The following is an 18206-nucleotide window of genomic DNA, read 5'->3' as shown; positions in this document are numbered from 1 at the left end:
GTCTCCGAACCGGCCATTGAGCCGCGCGAAGCTGTGGCCGTTGTACGCCGCCGGGTTCACCACCGCCTTCGGCGCGCACGGCATCGCGGCAAACCTCGGCGTGGCCGGTGACGGCGCGGGAGCGTCCCTGCTCCGGCTCGGCCTGCTGCTCGCCCTGTACGACGGCGCCGAGGTCGTGCTCAAACCGGCGTTCGGCACGCTGGCCGACCGGATCGGACCGCGCCCGGTGTTAGTGGGCGGCCTCGTCGCGTTCGTTCTCGCCTCGGGCGTTTACGTGGTGGCGGCCCGGTCCCACGGTCCCGCCGACGCCGGGTGGCTCCTGGCGGCGAGGCTGGGACAGGGCGCGGCGGCCTCGGCGTTCTCACCCGCGGCGTCCGCGCTGGTCGCGCGGCTGACACCGGAGACCGCGCGCGGCCGGGCCTTCGGCTCGTACGGCTTCTACAAGAGCATCGGCTACTTGCTCGGCCCCCTCCTCGGCGGGGCGGTCGTCGCGGCGGGCGGCCTGCGCTCGCTGTTCGCGGTCATGGCCGTGCTGGCCGCCGCGGTGGCCTGCTGGGCGGCCCTCACGGTGCCCCCGGTGCCGCCGCTGCCGCGCACCAGGCAGACCGTGGGCGACCTCACCCGGGGTCTCGCCGATCCCGGGTTCCTGCGGCCGGTGACGGCCCTGGCGGCGGGGACGGCGGCGCTGTCCGTGGGGGTCGGCTTCCTGCCGGTGTCCGGCCGGGCGGACGGACTCGGGCCGATCACGACCGGTGTGGTCGTCTCCATGCTGGCCGCGTGCGCCGCCGTCGCCCAGCCACTGGCGGGCCGGGCGCTCGACGCGAGGAGGATCAGCCCGGTCCACGGCCTGGCCACCGGGCTGCTGCTCTGCGCGGCGGCCTTCGCGCTCGCGGCCGTGCCGGGCGTGGCCCCGCTCGTCCTCGCGGCGGCGACGGCGGGCGCGGGGATCGGGCTGGTCACTCCGCTCGGATTCGCCGTTCTGGCCGAGGCCACACCTCCCGCGCGCATGGGCCAGACCATGGGAAGCGCCGAGGTGGGCCGAGAGATCGGCGACGCGGGCGGCCCGCTCCTTGTCGGGGCGGCCGCGACCGCGCTGTCCCTGACCTCGGGTTACCTGCTGCTCGCCGGGCTGCTCGCGGGGGCCGCCGCGTACGCGGGCAGGCGCGGGCGGTGGACGGCCTGAACCAGACCGGCAGGGCCACGACCGGGCCGCCGTACGGGCCGTCGCAGCCGAGGAGATGCCGCTCGTCGAGCCGGCCGTATGCGGCCTCCAGGAACACCGTGAACAGGTGCTCAGGGGGCTCGCCCTGCACCCGTGAGCCCGTCCGGGGCGTCGATGCCGAACAGGGGCAGGCAGGGTTCGAGGCCGTGGATCCCGAACCCGCCGGGGGCCGTCCACTCCTCGCGGGACAGCCGCAGCCGCTGCTGAAGAACGGCCTCGCTCCTGCGCGTGTGGACGGAAAGGCCGTCGTCCCGATAGCCGAGCTTGCGGGAGACGGCCAGCGAGCGCGGGTTGTCGGTGAAGGCGGACGATCGGGCGTACCGCGCGCCGAGGCCGGCGAAGGCGAGATGCAGGACCGCCGCGCGCATCTCGGTGCCGATACCCCGGCCCTGGAAGCGCTGTCCGAGCCAGGAGCCGGTGGAGATTTCGCGGGTGACCGCGAAGTCGACTGCGCTCATCGCCTGCATGCCGACCACCTGGCCCTCCCACACGGTGACGAAGCAGCAGCTCCAGTCGCCGGGGGACCAGGCGCCCCACTGCCGGAAGTGGAACTGGACGGTGGAGCGGGCGCGCTCGTGTGGCGGGGCGTCCGTCCACGGCACGCCGAACGGCATCGCATCGGAATCGTGGACGCCCTCGGCCGCTCGGTCGGCGAGCGCGTCCAGGTCGTCGAGATCGGGCAGGCGCAGCTCCAGCCGGGGAGTCGTCAGTCGCAGCGCGAAGAGCGGCCAGTGTCGCATACGTCGATCCTGACGATGCCCGCCGCCGTGTCGCATCCGGTTATCGGCGAACGGCCGGAAAACCGGTTTCGCCCGTCGCGGGGGCCGGGCTAGCCTCGATGCCCCGCACAGCACCGCAGGCGTCGCACCGGCTCCGCAGCACAGGGACGTCCATGAACAGGAAGGCGTACACGTCCATGGCCGACCCGCTCACCACCCCGGCCGCCGAGCTTCCCGTTCGCCGGCTCGGCCCCGAGGACCTGGATCGATGTCTCGCCCTGAGCGAGGACCGCGCCTGGGGTCCCGAGCGGCGCAAGTGGCTGTTCATCCTGGAGAACGGCGAGGGCTACGGGATCGACGCCCCGTCGGGAGAGCTCGCGGGAACCGTCACCCTGACCCGGTACGACACGACCGCGGCGGGCATCGGCATGATGCTCGTCGCCACCCGGTACGGCGGGCGCGGGCTGGGCCGGCGGCTGATGACGCACGCGCTCGAGGCGGCCGGCGACGCGGTCGTCTTCCTCTGGGCCACGGAGTCCGGCCGGCCGCTGTACGAGAAGCTCGGGTTCGAGACGCTGTGTGTCGCGGAGGCGCGGGTCGGGCGTCTTCGCGCCGGGGGCGATCCCGTCCGGTCGAGGCCCGCCGACCCCGGCCGCGACCTCCCCGCCCTGCTGGCCCTCGACGCCGAGGTCTTCGGCGCCGACCGGTCCGCGTTGCTGGCGCGGTTGTTCGACTTCGCCGAGCAGGTCAGGGTCGTGGAGGACGATTCGGGGCTGATCGGGTACGCCGGCATGTGGCGTAATCTGAGCACGCTGGTGATCGGACCCGTCGTGGCCGGCGGCGAGGAGGTCGCCCGCGCCCTGATCACCGATTTGGCCCGCACCGCCGACGGCCCGGTACGCGTGGAGGTCGACCGTACCCGGCCCGGCCTGCTCGGCTGGCTCGGCGACCGAGGGGTGTCGCAGGCGTTCTGGACGTCCTTCATGGTCCACGGCGGCAGGCCGCTGCCCGGTGACCGGACCAGGGTGTTCGCGCCGCTGACGGTGGCGATGGGCTGAATTCGCCATCCACGGGTTGCCGGTTCTCGGGTTGCCGGTTCTCGGGTTGCCGGTTCTTGGGTTGCCGCTGCACGCGTCGTTCTGATCCGTCTCTGATCTGTGCCGTCTACCGTCGTCGGGCGACAGCCGGTGGAAACCCGGCGCTCGGCCGCAGCCGGTCGTGTCGTCGCTGCGGTCGGGTGCCTCGCGAGACGAAGGAGCCGGACATGCGGGACCCCGCGACGCGCGCCTTACACCAGGAACGCGGCGAGCCCTCCGACCACAGCCAGTCGCTGAACCAGCACGCGGCCGGTGCCTTTCCGGGCGTGCTGCTGGAGGCGTTGCGCGGCTCGCCCGGCACGGCCGCCTTCGAACACGGCGACAGGATCGTCTCCCGGGGCGAGCTGCTGGAGCTCATCGGGCGCATGGCCGCGGCCATGCGCGATGCGGGCCTCGGCCCGGGCCGGGGCGTCGCCGTCAGCACCGGCGTCTCGCCGGAGGGGTTCGCCGCGCAGGTGGCCGCGCATGTGCTGGGCTGCCGTGTGGTGGGCGTACGGCCCGGATACGCGCCCGGTCAGCTCGCACACGTGCTCGGCGCGGGAGTCGACGCCGTCGTTCTCGACCGCTCGACGGCGACACCGGAACTGCTCCGCGCCGCCGAGCCGGCCATCGAGCCGGCCACCGAGACGGCCACCAGGCCGGCCACCGTGCTGACGCTCGGGCCCACCCCCGGTGCGGACGGGGCGGCCGACCTCCTGGCCCATCCCGGCGGCGACGGCTTCCCGGCCGTCACGGCACGCCCGGACGACGTGGCCCTGCTGACCTTCACCAGCGGCAGCACGGGCCGGCCGAAGGGCTGCGCTCTCACCTACCGGGCTCTCGCCGCACACTGGACCTGCCAGCGCGGCTGGTCGTCGGTCGCCCCCGGCTTCGCCGAGTCCTTCGACCGCTATCTGCTGTTCGGCACCCTGTCCAGCCTGGTGGTGCTCGATTTCCTGGCGGCGTGCCTGCTCGGCGGCGGCACCGCGGTGATTCCCGAGGAGGACGGCCGGCCGCTGTTCCCGTACGCCGTCGAACGGCACCGGATCACCGGCGCGATCGTGACGGTGCCCCGGTTGTGCCAGATGCTCGACCTGCTCCGCGAGGAGGCGGTCGACGTCGGCAGCCTGCGCGCGCTGACGGTCTCCGGATCGCCTGTCAGCCGGCATCGGCTGCTGGAGGCGGCGGACCGGCTGGGCCCCGTCGTCCACGTGGCGTACGGCGCGACCGAGGCCGGCGTCATCTCCATGCTCACTCCCGCCGAGCTCGCCCGGTCGCGGGACCGCGCGGCGGCATCGGTCGGCCGCGCGCATCCCGATGTGGAGATCAGCGTGCGCGACGAGAAGGGCCGGCCGGTGGCGGCGGGACGCACCGGCGAGATCCACGTGCGCAGCCCCTTCCTCATGGCGGGCTACTGGGATCAGCCGGAGGAGACCCGCGACGTGCTGCGGGACGGCTGGCTGCGCACCCGTGATCTCGGCCACCTCGACGACGACGGTCTGCTGCACCTGGCCGGCCGGACCAGAGACGTGATCATCGTCAACGCGATCGTCGTGTACGCCGGTCCTATCGAGCGGGCGCTGGCCGGTCATCCCGACGTGGCCGAGGCGTACGTGACGGGATCGCCGGACGAGCGGACAGGGGAGGCCGTCCACGCGTTCGTCGTCCCCGCTCCGGGCCGCACCCCGGACCACGCGGCCCTGGCGGAGCTGGTCCGCGCCGAGCTCGGCGCCGACAGCGTCCCCCGGACGATCACGACGGTGTCCGCCGTGCCGGTCGCGGCCAGCGGCAAACCGGACAAGCGCGCCCTGCTGGAGCAGTACGTGTCCTCCCCGTTTTGATCAAACTCCGGGCTCCGATCGATCTCCGCGCTCTGATCGATCTCTGAGAATTCCCGGCCAACACTGGTGAAACTTCAACCACCCCAGTGAGGGAGGCGTCAGTGCCGGACAACACTCTGGACTACCTGGTGATCGGCGCCGGACCGGCAGGCCTGCAGATGGGCCACTTCCTGCACCGGACGGGGCGGAGCTACCGGATCCTGGAGGCGGCGCCCGAACCCGGCGCGTTCTTCCGGACCTTTCCCCGCCACAGGAAGCTCATCTCCATCAACAAGAAGCACACCGGATGGGACGATCCGGAGCTCAACCTCCGGATGGACTGGAATTCGCTGCTGTCGGACAACCCCGATCTCCTGTTCACCCGCTACAGCGACCGCTACTTCCCCGCCGCCGACGACTTCGTCCGCTATCTGGAGGACTACGCCGCCGTCCTGGGCCTGCACGTCACGTACGACGCACGGATCGCCGAGGTCGCGCGCCCGGACGCCGGGGGCCCGTTCCTGCTGACCGACGAGTACGGCCGGACGTACCGGGCACGCCGGGTGATCGTCGCGACGGGGGTCTCCCGGCCCAACATCCCGGCCATCCCCGGCATCGAGACCGCCGAGCAGTACAGCACCCACTCCATCGACCCCGCGGACTACACGGGCAAGCGGGTGCTCGTCATCGGCAAGGCCAACTCGGCCTTCGAGACCGCCGACAACCTCATCGAGACCGCCGCGGTGATCCACGTGGCCGGACCGCACTCGGTCAAGCTGGCCTGGCGGACCCACTTCGTCGGGCACCTGCGCGCGTTCAACAACAACTTCCTCGACACCTACCAGCTCAAGTTGCAGAACGCCGTGCTCGACGGCGACGTCAGGCGCATCGAGCGCCGGGCCGACGGCTCGTACGTGGTGACGGTGGCCTTCGTCCGGGCCGACGAGGTCACCAAGGACATCCCGTACGACCGGGTGCTCGTCTGCACCGGATTCCGGTTCGACGCCTCCATCTTCTCTTCCGAGTGCCGTCCCGAGCTGACGATCGGGGACAGGTTCCCGGCGCTGACCCCGGCGTTCGAGTCGGTCAACGTGCCCGATCTCCACTTCGCCGGGACGATCACCCAGTCGCGCGACTTCAAGCGCGGCACCAACGGGTTCATCCACGGTTTCCGCTACGGCGTACGCGCCCTGCACCGCGCCCTGGAACACCGGTATCACGGCGTCGACTGGCCCGGCCGCGACCTGCCCGGCGATCCGGACGCGCTCGCCGCGGCCGTGATCGAACGGGTCAACCGCAGCTCGGCGCTGTGGCAGCAGTTCGGGGTGCTGGCCGACGTCATCGTCCCGGACGGGCGCGGCGGCGCGCGCTATCTGGAGGAGTTGCCGGTCGACCTGCAGGGCCCGCCGATCGGCGACGACGGCCACTTCGCGATCACATTGGAGTACGGCCCCGGCCACGACGAGGTGGATCCCTTCGACGTCTCGGTCGGGCGGATCCGGCAGAGCGACGCGGCCCGCGCCCACGAGGGCCACTACCTCCACCCGGTCGTACGCCGTTACCGGGGCGGCGTGGTGGAGGCCGTCCACCACGTCACCGAGAACCTGGAGAACGACTGGACGTCCGAGCAGGTGCACGTCCGGCCGCTCAGGGACTTCTTCGCCCACCACAGCCTGCCGGTCTCGGTGTGACGACCATGCGCCCGACCATCCGGGAGTTCGAGGCGGCGGCCCGGGACCGCCTGGACCCCGCCCACTACGACTACTTCGCCGGCGGGGCCGGCGAGGAGATCACCGTGCGGGCCAACGAGGCGGCGTTCGCCCGGCTCGGGCTGCTGCCGCGCGTGTTGCGCGGCACGGGGAGCCCGCGGATCGGGGTCACCCTGCTCGGCAGGCCGGTGTCCATGCCGGTGCTGGTGGCGCCGACCGCGTTCCACCGGCTGGCCGATCCCGAGGGCGAGAAGGCCACCGCCCGCGCGGCGGCCGCCGCGGGCACCGTCATGATCGTGAGCATGGCCGCCACCGTCGCCGTCGAGGACGTCGCGGCGGCCGCGCCGGGCGCCACCCTGTGGTTCCAGCTCTACGTCCAGCCGGACATGGCCTTCACCGAGGCCATCGTCCGGCGGGCCGAGGCGGCCGGATGCGCGGCGCTGGTCGTCACCGTCGACTCCCCCGCCCGGGGACGCCGTGACCGGGACGCGCGCAACGGCTTCGACGACCTGCCGGAGGGCATGCGCTGCGAGAACCTGCGTGACGGCGGCCCCGGGACGGTGCGGCAGATCGTCATGTCGCCGGAGATCTCCTGGGAGCACGTCGGCCTGCTGAGGCGGATGACGAGGCTGCCGATCGTGCTCAAGGGCGTCACCCATCCGGCCGACGCGCGCCTCGCCCTGGACCACGGCGTGTCGGCGCTGTACGTCTCCAACCACGGAGGGCGGCAGCTCGACACGGTCCCGGCCGCCGTCGATCTGCTGCCCGGGATCGTGGCCGCCGTCGGCGGGGCCGTACCGGTGCTGGTGGACGGGGGGATCCGGCGCGGCACCGACGTGGTCACGGCGATGGCGCTGGGCGCGTCCGCGGTCGCGCTGGGCCGCCCGGTGATCTGGGGCCTGGCGGCGGACGGCGAGCGCGGCGTCTGCCGGGTGCTCGGGCTGCTGCGGGACGAGGTCGAGCACGCGCTCACCCTGTGCGGCGTCGCCTCGCTGTGCGAGCTCGGACCGGATCTGGTGCGGCGATGCTGACGGCGGTGTGGGTGGTCGCGGCGATCGTCGTGATCAGCCTCCCCCGGTGGCTCCCCGGGCGTGTCGTCGCGCTGCGCGGCTGGGTGTTCACGAGGATCAACGGCGACGAGAGCATTACCGTGCCCGGCGAACTGGTGGGCGTGGATCGGTTCAGGGAGGTCTACTCCCATCCGGCGGCCTCCGGCCGCAGCAGGGGCGCCGCCCTGTCCGACCTGTTCTGGTATTGGCTGTCGCCGGGACCCGAGATGCACCAGGAGCATCTGGAGGCCGGGGAGCGGTACGACGCCGTCGCCCTCGCCACCCGCCGCGTCCTGTCCGTGCCGCGGGCACGGGTGGAGGAGCTCACCCGCCGCTGCGTCGCCCGCGCGATGGAAGGCAGGCGGGGGACGGTCCGGCTGCGCGACCTGATGATGCCGGTGTGGGCCGAGTTCTCCTACGAGCTCGTGTTCGGCGAACCCTGCCCGCCGCACGCCCGGGACCTGATCGTCGGCAACGCGGACGACGTCGTGACGGCCCTGAAGTGCTGCGGCCTGCGGCACATGGACCGGCGTGACCGGCTGACCGAGTATCTCGTGGAGTCGCTGCCCCGGGTCCGGGAGGAGCTCCCGGCGGGCCTGACGGCCAGGGAGCAGGCGCTGTATCTCCAGGGCGCCTTCTTCAACACCGCCGTCGTGCAGATGTCGGAGGCCATGGCGCACGTGCTGATGGCACTGGCACAGCATCCGGACGTACAGGCCGGGGCGCGTGACGGCGACGACCGCTACCTGGATCAGGTGATCTCCGAGACGCTGCGGCTCTACCCGCTCTTCGGCATCGCGCACCGCGTCACCACCGGCGACATCCCCGTCGGAGAGGGGGTCACGATCCCGGCCGGTTCGGTGCTGTGCTTCGACTACCCCGCGTTCCACCGCGCGGGCTTCCCCGATCCCGGGCGTTTCGACCCCGGGCGTTTCGCCCCCGGTCACGCCCCGATCAGGGAGCTCAACCACGTCCCGTTCGGCATGCCGGCGAACCGCCCCTGCCCGGCGTGGCGGCTCGCGCCGCTCGCCATGCGGGTCGCGGTGCGGGAGATCCTCCGTGCGTACCGGCTCGACTCCACCGCCTCCCACAGCCGGTCCCTGCCCAACCGGGGACCATGCCTGCTCACGCCCCTCCCGGCCCGGCGTGGGCCGGGACACCGCCTGACGCTGCTGTTCATGCGGTTCTGGGACGGCTGGGAGGACCTGTGGCGCAGCCTCGTGCAGCTCGTCCTCGGCACGTACATGGTCTGGGACGCGCGCCGGTTGCGGCTGTGCGAGCGCCACTTCTCCGGCGAGGCCCGCCCCGCGGGCTCATGAGTGACCGGCGCCTGCCGGTGTCAGATCCGACCACGATCGGAGGAGCTCCGTCATGCTCGTTCCGGCCCTTCCCCTGGCCGCGGCTCCCGCTGCCGACGCCAACCTGGAACTGACCCTCAAAGTGATGCCGGCCCTGGCCGTCATCCTGCTGACCGCCGCGGTGTGCGGCCGGTTGGCCAATCTCGTGATGCAGCCGCGCGTGGTCGGCGAGATGATCGCCGGCGTCCTGCTCGGGCCGACGCTGCTCGGAGCGCTGTTCCCCGGCGCCGAGGCGGCGCTGTTCCCCACCGAGGTCAGGCCGGTCCTGTACGTGATCAGCACGCTCGGCCTGACGTTGTACATGTTCCTGGTCGGGGCCGGGATGGACCACGACGCCCGGTCGCCGGGCGAGTTCCGCAAGGCGAGCGTGCTGGCGGTGTCGGGGATCGGCACTCCGATGCTCCTCGGCGGCGCCGTCGGCCTCGTCCTGTGGGACCGCCTCTCCCGTCCGGACGTCGGCCGGTGGGAGTTCGCCCTGTTCCTGGGAGGAGCGCTGTCGCTGACCGCGTTCCCCATGCTCGCCAGGATCCTCTACGAGCGCCGGCTGCAGAACACCCGCGTGGGCAGGCTGACTCTGCTGGCCGCCTCCATCGACGACGCCGTGGCGTGGTGCCTGCTCGCGGCGCTGTCGGCGGTGCATCTGGGCGGCGGCGCCGGCGACACGCTGCGCACCATCGCCCTGGCGGCGGTGTTCGCGGTGGTGATGCTCGGGGTGGTGGCCCCGCTGCTGCGTCCCCTCGGCCGCCGCGTCGCGGCCACCGGGCAACTCGGCGGCGGCGCCGTCTACGTGATCATCCTGGTGCCGCTCGCCGCCGGCTGGTTCACCGACCTGATCGGCGTCTACTCGGTGTTCGGCGGCTTCGTCGCCGGGCTGGCCATGCCGCGCGATCCGGCGTTCCGCGCCGCTCTGCACAGCCGGATGATGGACGTCGTCTCGACCCTGCTGCTCCCCGTCTTCTTCGCGTTCTCGGGGCTGAACACGCACCTCGCGGGCATCGCCGGCGGCCCCGCGCTCCTGGCGTTCGCGGTGATCCTGGCCGTGGCCTTCTGCGGTAAGTACTTCGGCTGCGCGCTGCCGACGAGGGCGCTGGGCTTCGGCTGGCGCGAATCGTGGGCGGTGGGCGCGATGATGAACGCCCGGGGGCTGATGATCCTCATCTTCATCAACATCGGCCTCGCGCAGGGCATGATCACGCAGGAGGTCTTCGCGATGCTCGTCCTCGTGGCCGTGCTCACGACCGCGGGAGCCCTGCCGTTGTACAAACTGGCGCTGCCGGAGCGCCTTGAGAGAGCGAGCACGGCGGAGAGCGCGGTCGGGCAGGCGCGCGTGACGGTGTGAGAAACCGGTTTAGTTGTAATTTCATCTAGTTTCACACGGCGGCCCCGGAAAGTCGCAGAGTGCTGGGGTGAGGCGCCGGGGGCGTGGCCGAAGTCTGGATATTTCCTGATACAAGTGCCACGGTTGTGCGGTGGCACGGATACCGGGGACATCCGAACCGCGCTCCCGTCGCCTGCTGCTCGTTGAGGACGACCGCGAGCTGGGCGACATGCTGGTCGACGTGTTCACCGAGCAGGGATACACGGTCGACCTGGCGCTGGAGGGCCAGCGGGGCCTGCACCTGGGGCTGAGCCGCGACTACGACGCGATGGTCATCGACCGCGGGCTTCCCGTGGTCGACGGGCTCGATCTGCTGAGACGGCTGCGCCGCAAGGCGGTCACTGTGCCGGTGCTGATGCTCACCGCCTTCGGCGCCCTCGCCGACCGTGTCACCGGACTCGACGCGGGCGCCGAGGACTATCTGGTCAAGCCGTTCGAGATCGACGAACTGCTGGCCAGGGTGCGGGCCCTGCACCGCAGGAACCTGGACCAGGCCGCGCTGCTGCCGCTCGGCGGCGGCTGGCTCGACTCCGCGTCCTGCACCGTACGGATGCCGTCCGGCGAACAGGTGACGCTGTCCGGCCAGGAGTGCCGGCTGCTCCACGCGCTGGCGGCCCGCCCCCGGCAGGTGCACACGCGCACCTCGCTGCGGCAGCGGGTCTTCGACAGCGCCACGACCGAGTCGATCGTGGACACCTACGTCTACTATCTGCGCAACAAACTCGGGTCCGGCGTCGTGCGCACCGTACGGGGCGTGGGGTATCGCCTGGGTGAGCTGTGACGAGATCACGGTCCTTCGACCCGGAGCGGCGCCTGCTGACACGGGCCCGCCGCCGGATCACCGCACAGGTGGCGGCGGCGTTCTCGCTGGCGATCGCCCTGCTGGGCGCCCTGGTTTACGGCGTCGTCGTCGACCAGCAGGACGCCACCGCCCGGCGGGACCTGGCCGTGGCCGCGCAGTCGGCACCGATGGATCACCCGCCGCCCTGCGTCTGGCTGTTCGAACTGCGGGCGAACACCGTGCGCGGATCCCCGGGGGCGCCGGAAGGCCTGCCGGTGCGCGAGACCCTCGACCGGGTGGCCGCCGACGGCCGCACCCGGGTCGATGTCGTGGAGATCGGCGGCAGTACGTACCTGGTCCGCACGCAGCGGCGCGGCGACGTGCCCCTGCAGGCGGTGATGGACCTGTACTTCCCCATGACCGAGCGGCAGCGGCTGCTGCGCGTGCTCGGCGCCGCCGAGATCGCGGCCCTGCTGGCGGCGCTGCTGATCGGCCAGATCCTCGCCCGCCGGGCGATCGCTCCGCTGGGCGAGGCCCTCGACCGGCAGCGCCGGTTCACCGCCGACGTCAGCCACGAACTGCGCTCCCCGCTCACCCGTCTGCACGTCCGTGCGCAGCTCGCCGCGCGGCGCCTGAAGCGGGAGCCCGATCCCCGTCTCGTCGCGGGCGACGTCGACCGGCTGGTCACCGGCATCGGCCAGCTGGGTGAGGTGATCGAGGACCTGTTGCTGTCGACCCAGCTCAGGCAGGACCGTCAGCCGTCCGGGCCCGTGGACCTGGGCGCGCTGGCCGAGGAGTCGGCCGGCGCCGAGGCGGCCCGCGCCGGGCAGCGCGGAGTGACGATCGACCTGCGCAGGGGGCCGGGTGATCACGTCGTGCGCGGGGCGCAGTCCGCGCTGCGCCGGGTGATCTCCGCGCTTCTGGACAACGCGCTCCGCCACACCTCCCCGGGCGGGCACATCTGGATGACCGTCTATTCGGGTCCCGATGTGGTCCAGCTCAGCGTGCGGGACGACGGCGTGGGGCTGGACCCGCGTGACGGCGAGCGCCTGCTCGCCAGACACGTCGGCAGGCCGCACACCGGAGGTCTCGGCATCGGCCTGGCTCTCGTGAGCGAGGTGATGGACGCGCACGGCGGCACGATCGACGTGGACGGGCGGCCGGGGGCCGGTGCGACCTTCACCATCAGCCTCCCACGGGCCGTGCCGGACCTCGTTCCGCGCACGTCCCGGATCCTGCTGCCCCAGCAGGTGCGAAGCGAGATGAACAGGACGCCGGAGGCGACTTCTCCCCGCCCCGCCGACGGGGGCGCGTGAAGCGGCTGTCCGAGCTATTCGGTCGAGGACCGGTTCCGCCACCGGTCGCGTTGATCCGGGTACGCCTCCACCAGCGCGTCCGTGGAGGCGCGGCACTGGGGGAGCCGCTCGGCGACGGGCGTTCTCCTGTCCGGAAGGGAGAGCACGATGAGCCGGCGACCACCGCTTCCGCCGTTCACCGAGGAGACCGCCAGGCAGAAGGTGCAGGCCGCGGAGGACGCCTGGAACACCAGAGATCCCGAACGCGTCGCGCTCGCGTACACGGAGGACTCGGTGTGGCGCAACCGCTCGGAGTTCCTGACCGGACGGGAGGAGATCGTCGCCTTCCTGCGCCGCAAGTGGGAGCACGAGCGGGACTACGCCCTGCGCAAGGACCTGTGGACCTTCGGCGGCGACCGCATAGCCGTACGGTTCCAGTACGAGTGGCACGACGCCGAAGGACGATGGTGGCGCAGCTACGGGAACGAATTGTGGGAGTTCACCGCCGGCGGCCTGATGAGCCGCAGGGAGGCGAGCATCAACGACGTGCCGATCGAGGAGAGCGACCGGCGCATCCGCGGCCCGCGCCCCGCGTCAGAACGCGCGGCCGGCCTCCCGCTCGCCTGACATTTCGTCAACTGTTGGAGATGCCGCAGTACGCGTGCGCGACCTCGGTCTTGTCCAGCAGCCGGATCGATATCCCCGCGACGGCGGGCTGTCCGGCGGCCGGGCATTCCTCCCGCGGCGCGGGCTCGGTGACGTCCATGGCTGCCTCTCTCCTCGTGGCGGTCACCCGGCGACGCTGCCGAGGGTTTCGGCGCGCAGCGCGTCCGGCGTGCAGGCGGGGCAGCCGGGCGCCGCCGGATGACGCGTGTAAACGTGCTGGTCCGGGGCGATGAGGTTGACTCCGGTGACGTAGCTGCCCGAGGGTGCGGGGATCCCGGTCAGGAACGCGATGACCGCCTGGGCGGTCAGGTGACCCGACACCCCCGCGGAGGGCGCGATGACGCCCGGCCCGCCGAGGTCGACGGGGATCCCCGGTGCGAGGGAGGCGTCGATGCCCGCGGTCAGGCACTCGTAGCACGGGCCGTCCGGAGTGAACGCCCCCACGCTCACCAGCGGGCCGTTGTAACCGCCGAGCGCCCACGGGATCTTCTCCGCCAGGCAGGCCCGGTTGGCCCAGACGCGGATGCCGCCCCGGCCGGCCGGCTCGTCGGCGCACATCGCCACCGCGTCGAACCCGCGTACGAGGCCGAGCATGTCCTCCTCGCACTCGATCGCCCGGATCTCCCCGGTGACGCGAACGGAGGAGTTGACCTCGGCGAGCCGGGCGACGGCCACGTCCACCTTGGGCCTGCCGATGTCGGCCTCCCGGTAGAGGGCCTGCCGTGTCAGGTTGGACAGCTCGACCAGGTCGCGGTCGACGCAATGGATCTCACCGACGCCGCACGCGGCGAGCGCCCAGGCCGTGTGGCTGCCGGTGCCGCCCAGTCCGAGGACGAGGACGCGGGAGCGCTTGAGGCGGACCTGTGCCTCCCAGCCGTGCTCCCGGGGAGTGAGGTCGACGCCGCGGAAGAACGCCGCGTTGCGCGAGTAGCGTTCGAGCTCCCGCAGACTGAGCTCCTCGGGCCCCGGCGCGGCGGCGTCCTCCACGTATCCCGAGTAAAGCAGGAGGCCGACGACGCCGGCCGCCTCGGCCGCGGTCAGCCCGGGGAACGCGTGGCGCAGGCGGGCGGCGACCTCGTCCGGGGTCCTCGTGCCGTCCATCGCGGTCAGGGCCGCCCAGGCGTAGCCGTCCGGATCGTTGATCTCCGCCGCCACGCCGTAGATCGACCCGCCTATCCGGATCCGGTCGTCGCCGTACCGGTGCGGGCGGTGCTGGGCTTTCACACGGGGCAACCGCAAGGCGACCTCTCGGCATCGCGAGCGGGACAATGATCGACAAGTGGATCTTTCTGTAAGTGTCCATCGATGTCAAGGCGAATGCCGAAGTCGGTGACTTTCCTGATTACGGCGGCACTCCTGATCGCGGCGGCAGGCGATGCCGTGCCCGTGCACAGGCCGCCCTCGGCGCGCGGCGGTTTTGTCGTACGGCTCGGCTACGTTCCGGATCATGACAGAGCGTTCCCCCGACGGCGTGACCGTGTGGGCGCGACACAGCAGGCTGCGCGTGGTGCCCCCCGTCCAGCCGCGCAAGCTGGCGAAGGTCCCCTTCGTCGAGCTGGCGGACGGCCGGCTGCAGGGCGTGGTGTCGAGCGGCTCGGACATCAGCCGGGTCTATGTCTCCTCCGTCGCCGTCGGCACCCACAACTACAACTGCAGCACCAACAACAACCGCCCCTGTGGCGGCCTGTACGGCTCGCCGTGCAAGCACCTGCGCGCCCTGGTCGCCGAGGCCGTCCTGCAGTACGGCATCGACCGCGTGTGCCGCTACCTGCGGGCCGAGGTCCCCGAGGGCGCCGAGCTGATCGACTGCCTCGGCGGCGTCCACGAGCCCGCCCCCGCCGCGGTCGTGTTCAGCCGGTTCCTGCGCCACCTGGCCTACCTGGAGGTGCCCGACACCACTGAGCCGATCCCGGAGCTGCACTGGTTCCCGGCCACGGGGACGGTGCGATGATGCTCGCCGTACAGCTCGCCGCCCTGGCCGGCGACTCCGATGACGCCGGCGAGGGGACCGCGCAGGCGCTCGCGCTGCTGGACGGCTTCGACGACGCCCTGCTGCACGGCCTCGCCCGGCTCGCCGACGAGCACGCCGACGCGGTGGCCGCGCTGGCCGCGGCGTTCGCGTCCAGCCCTCTCGGCGACCGGCTGGCCGAGGCCGCCGACGCGGTCGTGTCCGGTTCGATCACGCAGGAGCATCTGACCGCCCTGGCGGGCGGCCGGGTGGCGTTGTCCGGGGCCGTGCACGACGCCCTGCTCGGCGGCTTCGACGCGGCCCTGGGGCGGGAGCGGGCGGAATGGCCGTCCGCGCCCGGCGGCCCGGCCGACGGTGGTTCGGCCACCGGCGGCCCTGCTTCCGGTGGCCCTGCTTCCGGCGGCCCTGCTCGGGGCGGTTCGGCGTCCGGCGACGGCGCGCAGCCGGTGGGGAACGTGCTCGGCGGCGTCCGCTCCTGGCTGCGGGAGCTGGCCATCACCGGCTGGCGCGGAGTCGACCACGACCTCGTCTCCGCGGCCGACCAGATCATCGAGGCCCTGCTCGCCGTGCCGGCCCTGCGCAGGCTCGCGGTGCTCCTCGACGGCTTCGCCGCGGAACTGCGCGCCTGCAGCCCGATCGGTTCGGCCGAGCACCTGCCGGTGCGGCGCTGGGCCGACCTGTGGACCCGCGCCCTGCTGCTGTCGCACGACGGTGTCCTGACCGGCGAGCCGCGGCACGCCGCCACGGTGTCGGGACGGCTGCTGGTGCTCGGGGTCGACGTGCACGAGCACGGCACCGCCGTCCAGTTCCAGGTGCACGCCGTCCTGGAACCCCACGGCGGCGGCAGGAGCAGGCTGGTGCGCACCTCCGTCACGGTCGCCAAGGTCGACACGATCGCCGGGCCCGCGCTGTGGAAGCTGCCGCAGCGTCACAAGGTGCTGCTGGCCGCGCTGGCCGACCGCCGGGGCCTCGACATCACGGACATGCCCCTGCTGGACGGCGGCGACCTCGTCTGGCACGACGATCGCGCGCTCGTGAGCAAACCCGCCGACCCGTTCGCGACCGCCCGGCTGGTCCTGCCCGGGGCACTCGCCCCCGCTGCGCCGCCACTCGACCGCGTACCGGTACGCATCGCCGAACCCGTGCTGGTGGAGGGCTACAAGGTCACCGAGGACGGCTCCTTCGACCTGGGCGGTGCCGTCATCGCGGTGGACACCGAACGGCTGCCCGACTGCGGCCCGCTCACGCCCAAGCTTGTGGCGGCCTCGTCGGCGTGTGTGGGACTGGTCCGGTGGGACGGCGGCCGCTGGATATTGCAGCCGCTGGCCGTGCAGGCGAAGGTGAAGCGGGAGACGACCATGGTCGCCATCGGCGACTGGGCGCTGGGCCCCACCGATCCCAAGGCGGCCAAGGCCGAGGCGCGTGCCGCGGACGCGGTCACCGTGCTGCGTGAACGAGCCGGGCGGTTGCTGCGACGATGACCGACGACACCTTCACGAGCGCGCACCCGCCCACCGGCGGGGACGCCCCTGCGGTCACCCCTGGGATCACCGGCGAGGACGCCACTGCGGCCACCACCGCGGCCACCACCACTGGGGCCACCGGCGAGGACACCACCGCGGCGGCTGCGCTGTCGCGGGCTCAGGCGACCGCTCCGGCGGCTGATGTCACGGCCGACGGCCTGACGGACGCCGACCGGAACCGGCGCCAGGTGCTCTACTGGCGACTGCTCGCCCGGCTGTTCGACCACGAGGAGCAGCCCGCACTGGAGACCGCGAGTGTCGAGGTCGTCGAGGACCTGGGCCTGCCCGCCGGGCTGCTCGACCCCGCCGCGTCGGTCGAGTCTCTGGTGCAGCGCTTTCCCGAACTGCACGCCGAGTTCGAGACCCTGCTCGCGCCCGGCGGTGAGGTGCCCGGTGGTGAGGTACACAGGGCCGCCCTGGTTTCGAAGCTGCTGCTCAACGTCTTCGCCACCGGTACGGGTGACGTCAGCGCCGGCCGGCTCGCCACCTGGCAGCAGGACGCCGCCTGGCTCAAGTGGGCGATGTGCGCGGGGCCGGCGCCCGGTGCTGGAAACGGTGCTGGAATCGGTGCCGGAATCGGTGCGGGAGCAGGCACGGGAACCGGCGTGGCGCCGGGAGCCCGGCCCGGGGCGGGAGGGACGTCGGGAGAGCCGGGCGGCGCACCCGGAGCGGAAGCCGAGCCCGGCCACGGGTCCGGGCCCGCGGCCGGGCTCGGGCCGGGTGCCGGCGTCAGGATCGGCGACGACGACCTGGCCAAGGCGCTGGCCGGTATCGAGGCCGAGCTGGTCAGCCGCATGCGGCTGCGCGAGGTTCTGGCCGACCCGGCCCTGGCGAGGCGGCTCACGCCCAGCATGTCGCTGGTCGAGCAGCTGCTGCGCGACAAGGCCAACCTGTCGGGGGTGGCGCTGGCCAACGCCAAGGCGCTGATCCGCAGGTTCGTCGACGAGGTCGCCGAGGTGCTGCGGACACAGGTCGAGAAGGCCGGCGTGGGCGCCATCGACCGGTCGGTGCCGCCGAAGCGGGTGTTCCGCAACCTGGACCTCGACCGCACGATCTGGAAGAACCTCACCAATTACAGCCCCGAGGACCAGCGGCTCTACGTCGACCGGCTCTACTACCGGCGCACCGCGAGACGCACGACGCCGGCCAGGATGATCGTGGTGGTCGACCAGTCCGGCTCCATGGTCGACGCGATGGTCAACTGCACCATCCTGGCGTCCATCTTCGCCGGGCTGCCCAAGGTCGACGTGCATCTGGTCGCCTACGACACCCGCGCGCTCGACCTCACCCCGTGGGTGCACGATCCGTTCGAGGTGCTGCTGCGCACGCAACTCGGCGGCGGCACCGACGGCACCGCGGCCCTGGCCGTCGCCCAGCCGAAGGTCGCCGACCCCCGCAACACGGTGGTCGTGTGGATATCCGACTTCTACGAATGGAACTGCGACGCCGTCTACGCCGGGATGGAGGCGCTGCACCGATCCGGCGTACGGCTCATTCCGGTCGGCTCGGTGAACAGCGGTGGCCAGCAGAGCGTCAACCCGTGGTTCCGGCAGAAGCTCAAGGACCTGGGCACACCGGTCATCTCCGGCCACATCCGCAAGCTCGTGTTCGAACTCAAGAACTTCCTCGCCTAGGAGACCC

The 18206-nt window shown here is 72.5% G+C and carries 16 protein-coding genes; 13 read left to right on the top strand and 3 right to left on the bottom strand.

From position 1 onward, the window contains the following. Window positions 1–16 precede the first annotated feature (16 nt). Window positions 17–1183 carry an MFS transporter gene (locus tag AB0O28_RS01290; RefSeq protein WP_363634995.1) on the top strand — a complete coding sequence of 389 codons (1167 nt, stop codon included), beginning with the start codon at window positions 17–19 and terminating at the stop codon, window positions 1181–1183. A gap of 110 nt (window positions 1184–1293) precedes the next feature. Here the strand turns inward: AB0O28_RS01290 and AB0O28_RS01285 are convergent, their stop codons facing one another. Next, window positions 1294–1962, bottom strand: coding sequence for a GNAT family protein (locus tag AB0O28_RS01285; RefSeq protein ID WP_363634993.1), 669 nt, complete (start codon window positions 1960–1962; stop codon window positions 1294–1296). A 152-nt stretch (window positions 1963–2114) separates the two neighbouring features. Here AB0O28_RS01285 and AB0O28_RS01280 point away from each other — a divergent pair, with 152 nt between their 5' ends. The 9 genes from AB0O28_RS01280 (at window position 2115) to AB0O28_RS01240 (ending at window position 13034) form a co-directional block, all read left to right on the top strand. Continuing rightward, complete coding sequence (locus AB0O28_RS01280) at window positions 2115–2999, top strand: GNAT family N-acetyltransferase (RefSeq protein ID WP_363634991.1); 885 nt, start codon at window positions 2115–2117, stop codon at window positions 2997–2999. A gap of 206 nt (window positions 3000–3205) precedes the next feature. Continuing rightward, window positions 3206–4858 carry an AMP-binding protein gene (locus AB0O28_RS01275; protein ID WP_363634989.1) on the top strand — a complete coding sequence of 551 codons (1653 nt, stop codon included), beginning with the start codon at window positions 3206–3208 and terminating at the stop codon, window positions 4856–4858. A gap of 101 nt (window positions 4859–4959) precedes the next feature. After that, entirely contained in the window at window positions 4960–6528 is a 1569-nt protein-coding gene (locus AB0O28_RS01270; protein WP_363634987.1) for an NAD(P)-binding domain-containing protein, read from the top strand. Between the two features lie 5 nt (window positions 6529–6533). After that, window positions 6534–7577: an alpha-hydroxy acid oxidase gene (locus AB0O28_RS01265; protein ID WP_363634985.1), complete on the top strand. Its 1044-nt coding sequence runs from the start codon at window positions 6534–6536 to the stop codon at window positions 7575–7577. Next, the gene (locus AB0O28_RS01260; RefSeq protein ID WP_363634983.1) at window positions 7571–8914 is read left to right on the top strand and encodes a cytochrome P450; all 1344 of its coding nucleotides are present in this window, start codon (window positions 7571–7573) and stop codon (window positions 8912–8914) included. The genes AB0O28_RS01265 and AB0O28_RS01260 overlap by 7 nt, the downstream gene beginning before the upstream one ends. A 52-nt stretch (window positions 8915–8966) precedes the next feature. Continuing rightward, on the top strand, window positions 8967–10292 hold the full coding sequence (locus AB0O28_RS01255) for a cation:proton antiporter (protein WP_363634981.1): 1326 nt from the start codon (window positions 8967–8969) through the stop codon (window positions 10290–10292). Window positions 10293–10422: 130 nt separating this feature from the next. Then, window positions 10423–11112: a response regulator transcription factor gene (locus tag AB0O28_RS01250; RefSeq protein ID WP_363634979.1), complete on the top strand. Its 690-nt coding sequence runs from the start codon at window positions 10423–10425 to the stop codon at window positions 11110–11112. After that, window positions 11109–12428 carry a HAMP domain-containing sensor histidine kinase gene (locus tag AB0O28_RS01245; protein ID WP_363634977.1) on the top strand — a complete coding sequence of 440 codons (1320 nt, stop codon included), beginning with the start codon at window positions 11109–11111 and terminating at the stop codon, window positions 12426–12428. The genes AB0O28_RS01250 and AB0O28_RS01245 overlap by 4 nt, the downstream gene beginning before the upstream one ends. A gap of 147 nt (window positions 12429–12575) precedes the next feature. Then, complete coding sequence (locus AB0O28_RS01240; RefSeq protein ID WP_363634975.1) at window positions 12576–13034, top strand: nuclear transport factor 2 family protein; 459 nt, start codon at window positions 12576–12578, stop codon at window positions 13032–13034. A gap of 7 nt (window positions 13035–13041) precedes the next feature. Here AB0O28_RS01240 and AB0O28_RS01235 read toward each other — a convergent pair whose 3' ends face one another. After that, a complete protein-coding gene (locus tag AB0O28_RS01235) occupies window positions 13042–13173 on the bottom strand; it encodes a hypothetical protein (RefSeq protein WP_363634973.1) in 132 nt (43 codons plus the stop codon). A gap of 23 nt (window positions 13174–13196) precedes the next feature. Then, window positions 13197–14297: a ThiF family adenylyltransferase gene (locus AB0O28_RS01230; protein WP_363634971.1), complete on the bottom strand. Its 1101-nt coding sequence runs from the start codon at window positions 14295–14297 to the stop codon at window positions 13197–13199. 223 nt (window positions 14298–14520) lie between these two features. On the opposite strand from AB0O28_RS01230, the gene AB0O28_RS01225 reads away from it, so the two are divergent. Genes AB0O28_RS01225 through AB0O28_RS01215 form a run of 3 tightly spaced genes read left to right on the top strand, consistent with a single transcriptional unit; the run spans window position 14521 to window position 18199 of the window. Next, window positions 14521–15024, top strand: coding sequence for a hypothetical protein (locus tag AB0O28_RS01225; RefSeq protein ID WP_363634969.1), 504 nt, complete (start codon window positions 14521–14523; stop codon window positions 15022–15024). Next, a complete protein-coding gene (locus AB0O28_RS01220) occupies window positions 15021–16523 on the top strand; it encodes a hypothetical protein (protein WP_363634967.1) in 1503 nt (500 codons plus the stop codon). The genes AB0O28_RS01225 and AB0O28_RS01220 overlap by 4 nt, the downstream gene beginning before the upstream one ends. Beyond that, a complete protein-coding gene (locus AB0O28_RS01215; protein ID WP_363634965.1) occupies window positions 16520–18199 on the top strand; it encodes a VWA domain-containing protein in 1680 nt (559 codons plus the stop codon). The genes AB0O28_RS01220 and AB0O28_RS01215 overlap by 4 nt, the downstream gene beginning before the upstream one ends. The last annotated feature ends 7 nt before the right edge of the window (window positions 18200–18206 follow it).

Origin of the sequence: Microbispora sp. NPDC088329 (genome assembly GCF_040685655.1) — a bacterium.
Classification (GTDB): domain Bacteria; phylum Actinomycetota; class Actinomycetes; order Streptosporangiales; family Streptosporangiaceae; genus Microbispora.
Note: the sequence above shows the minus strand (reverse complement) of the source record. Positions and strands in the feature narration are given on the sequence as shown.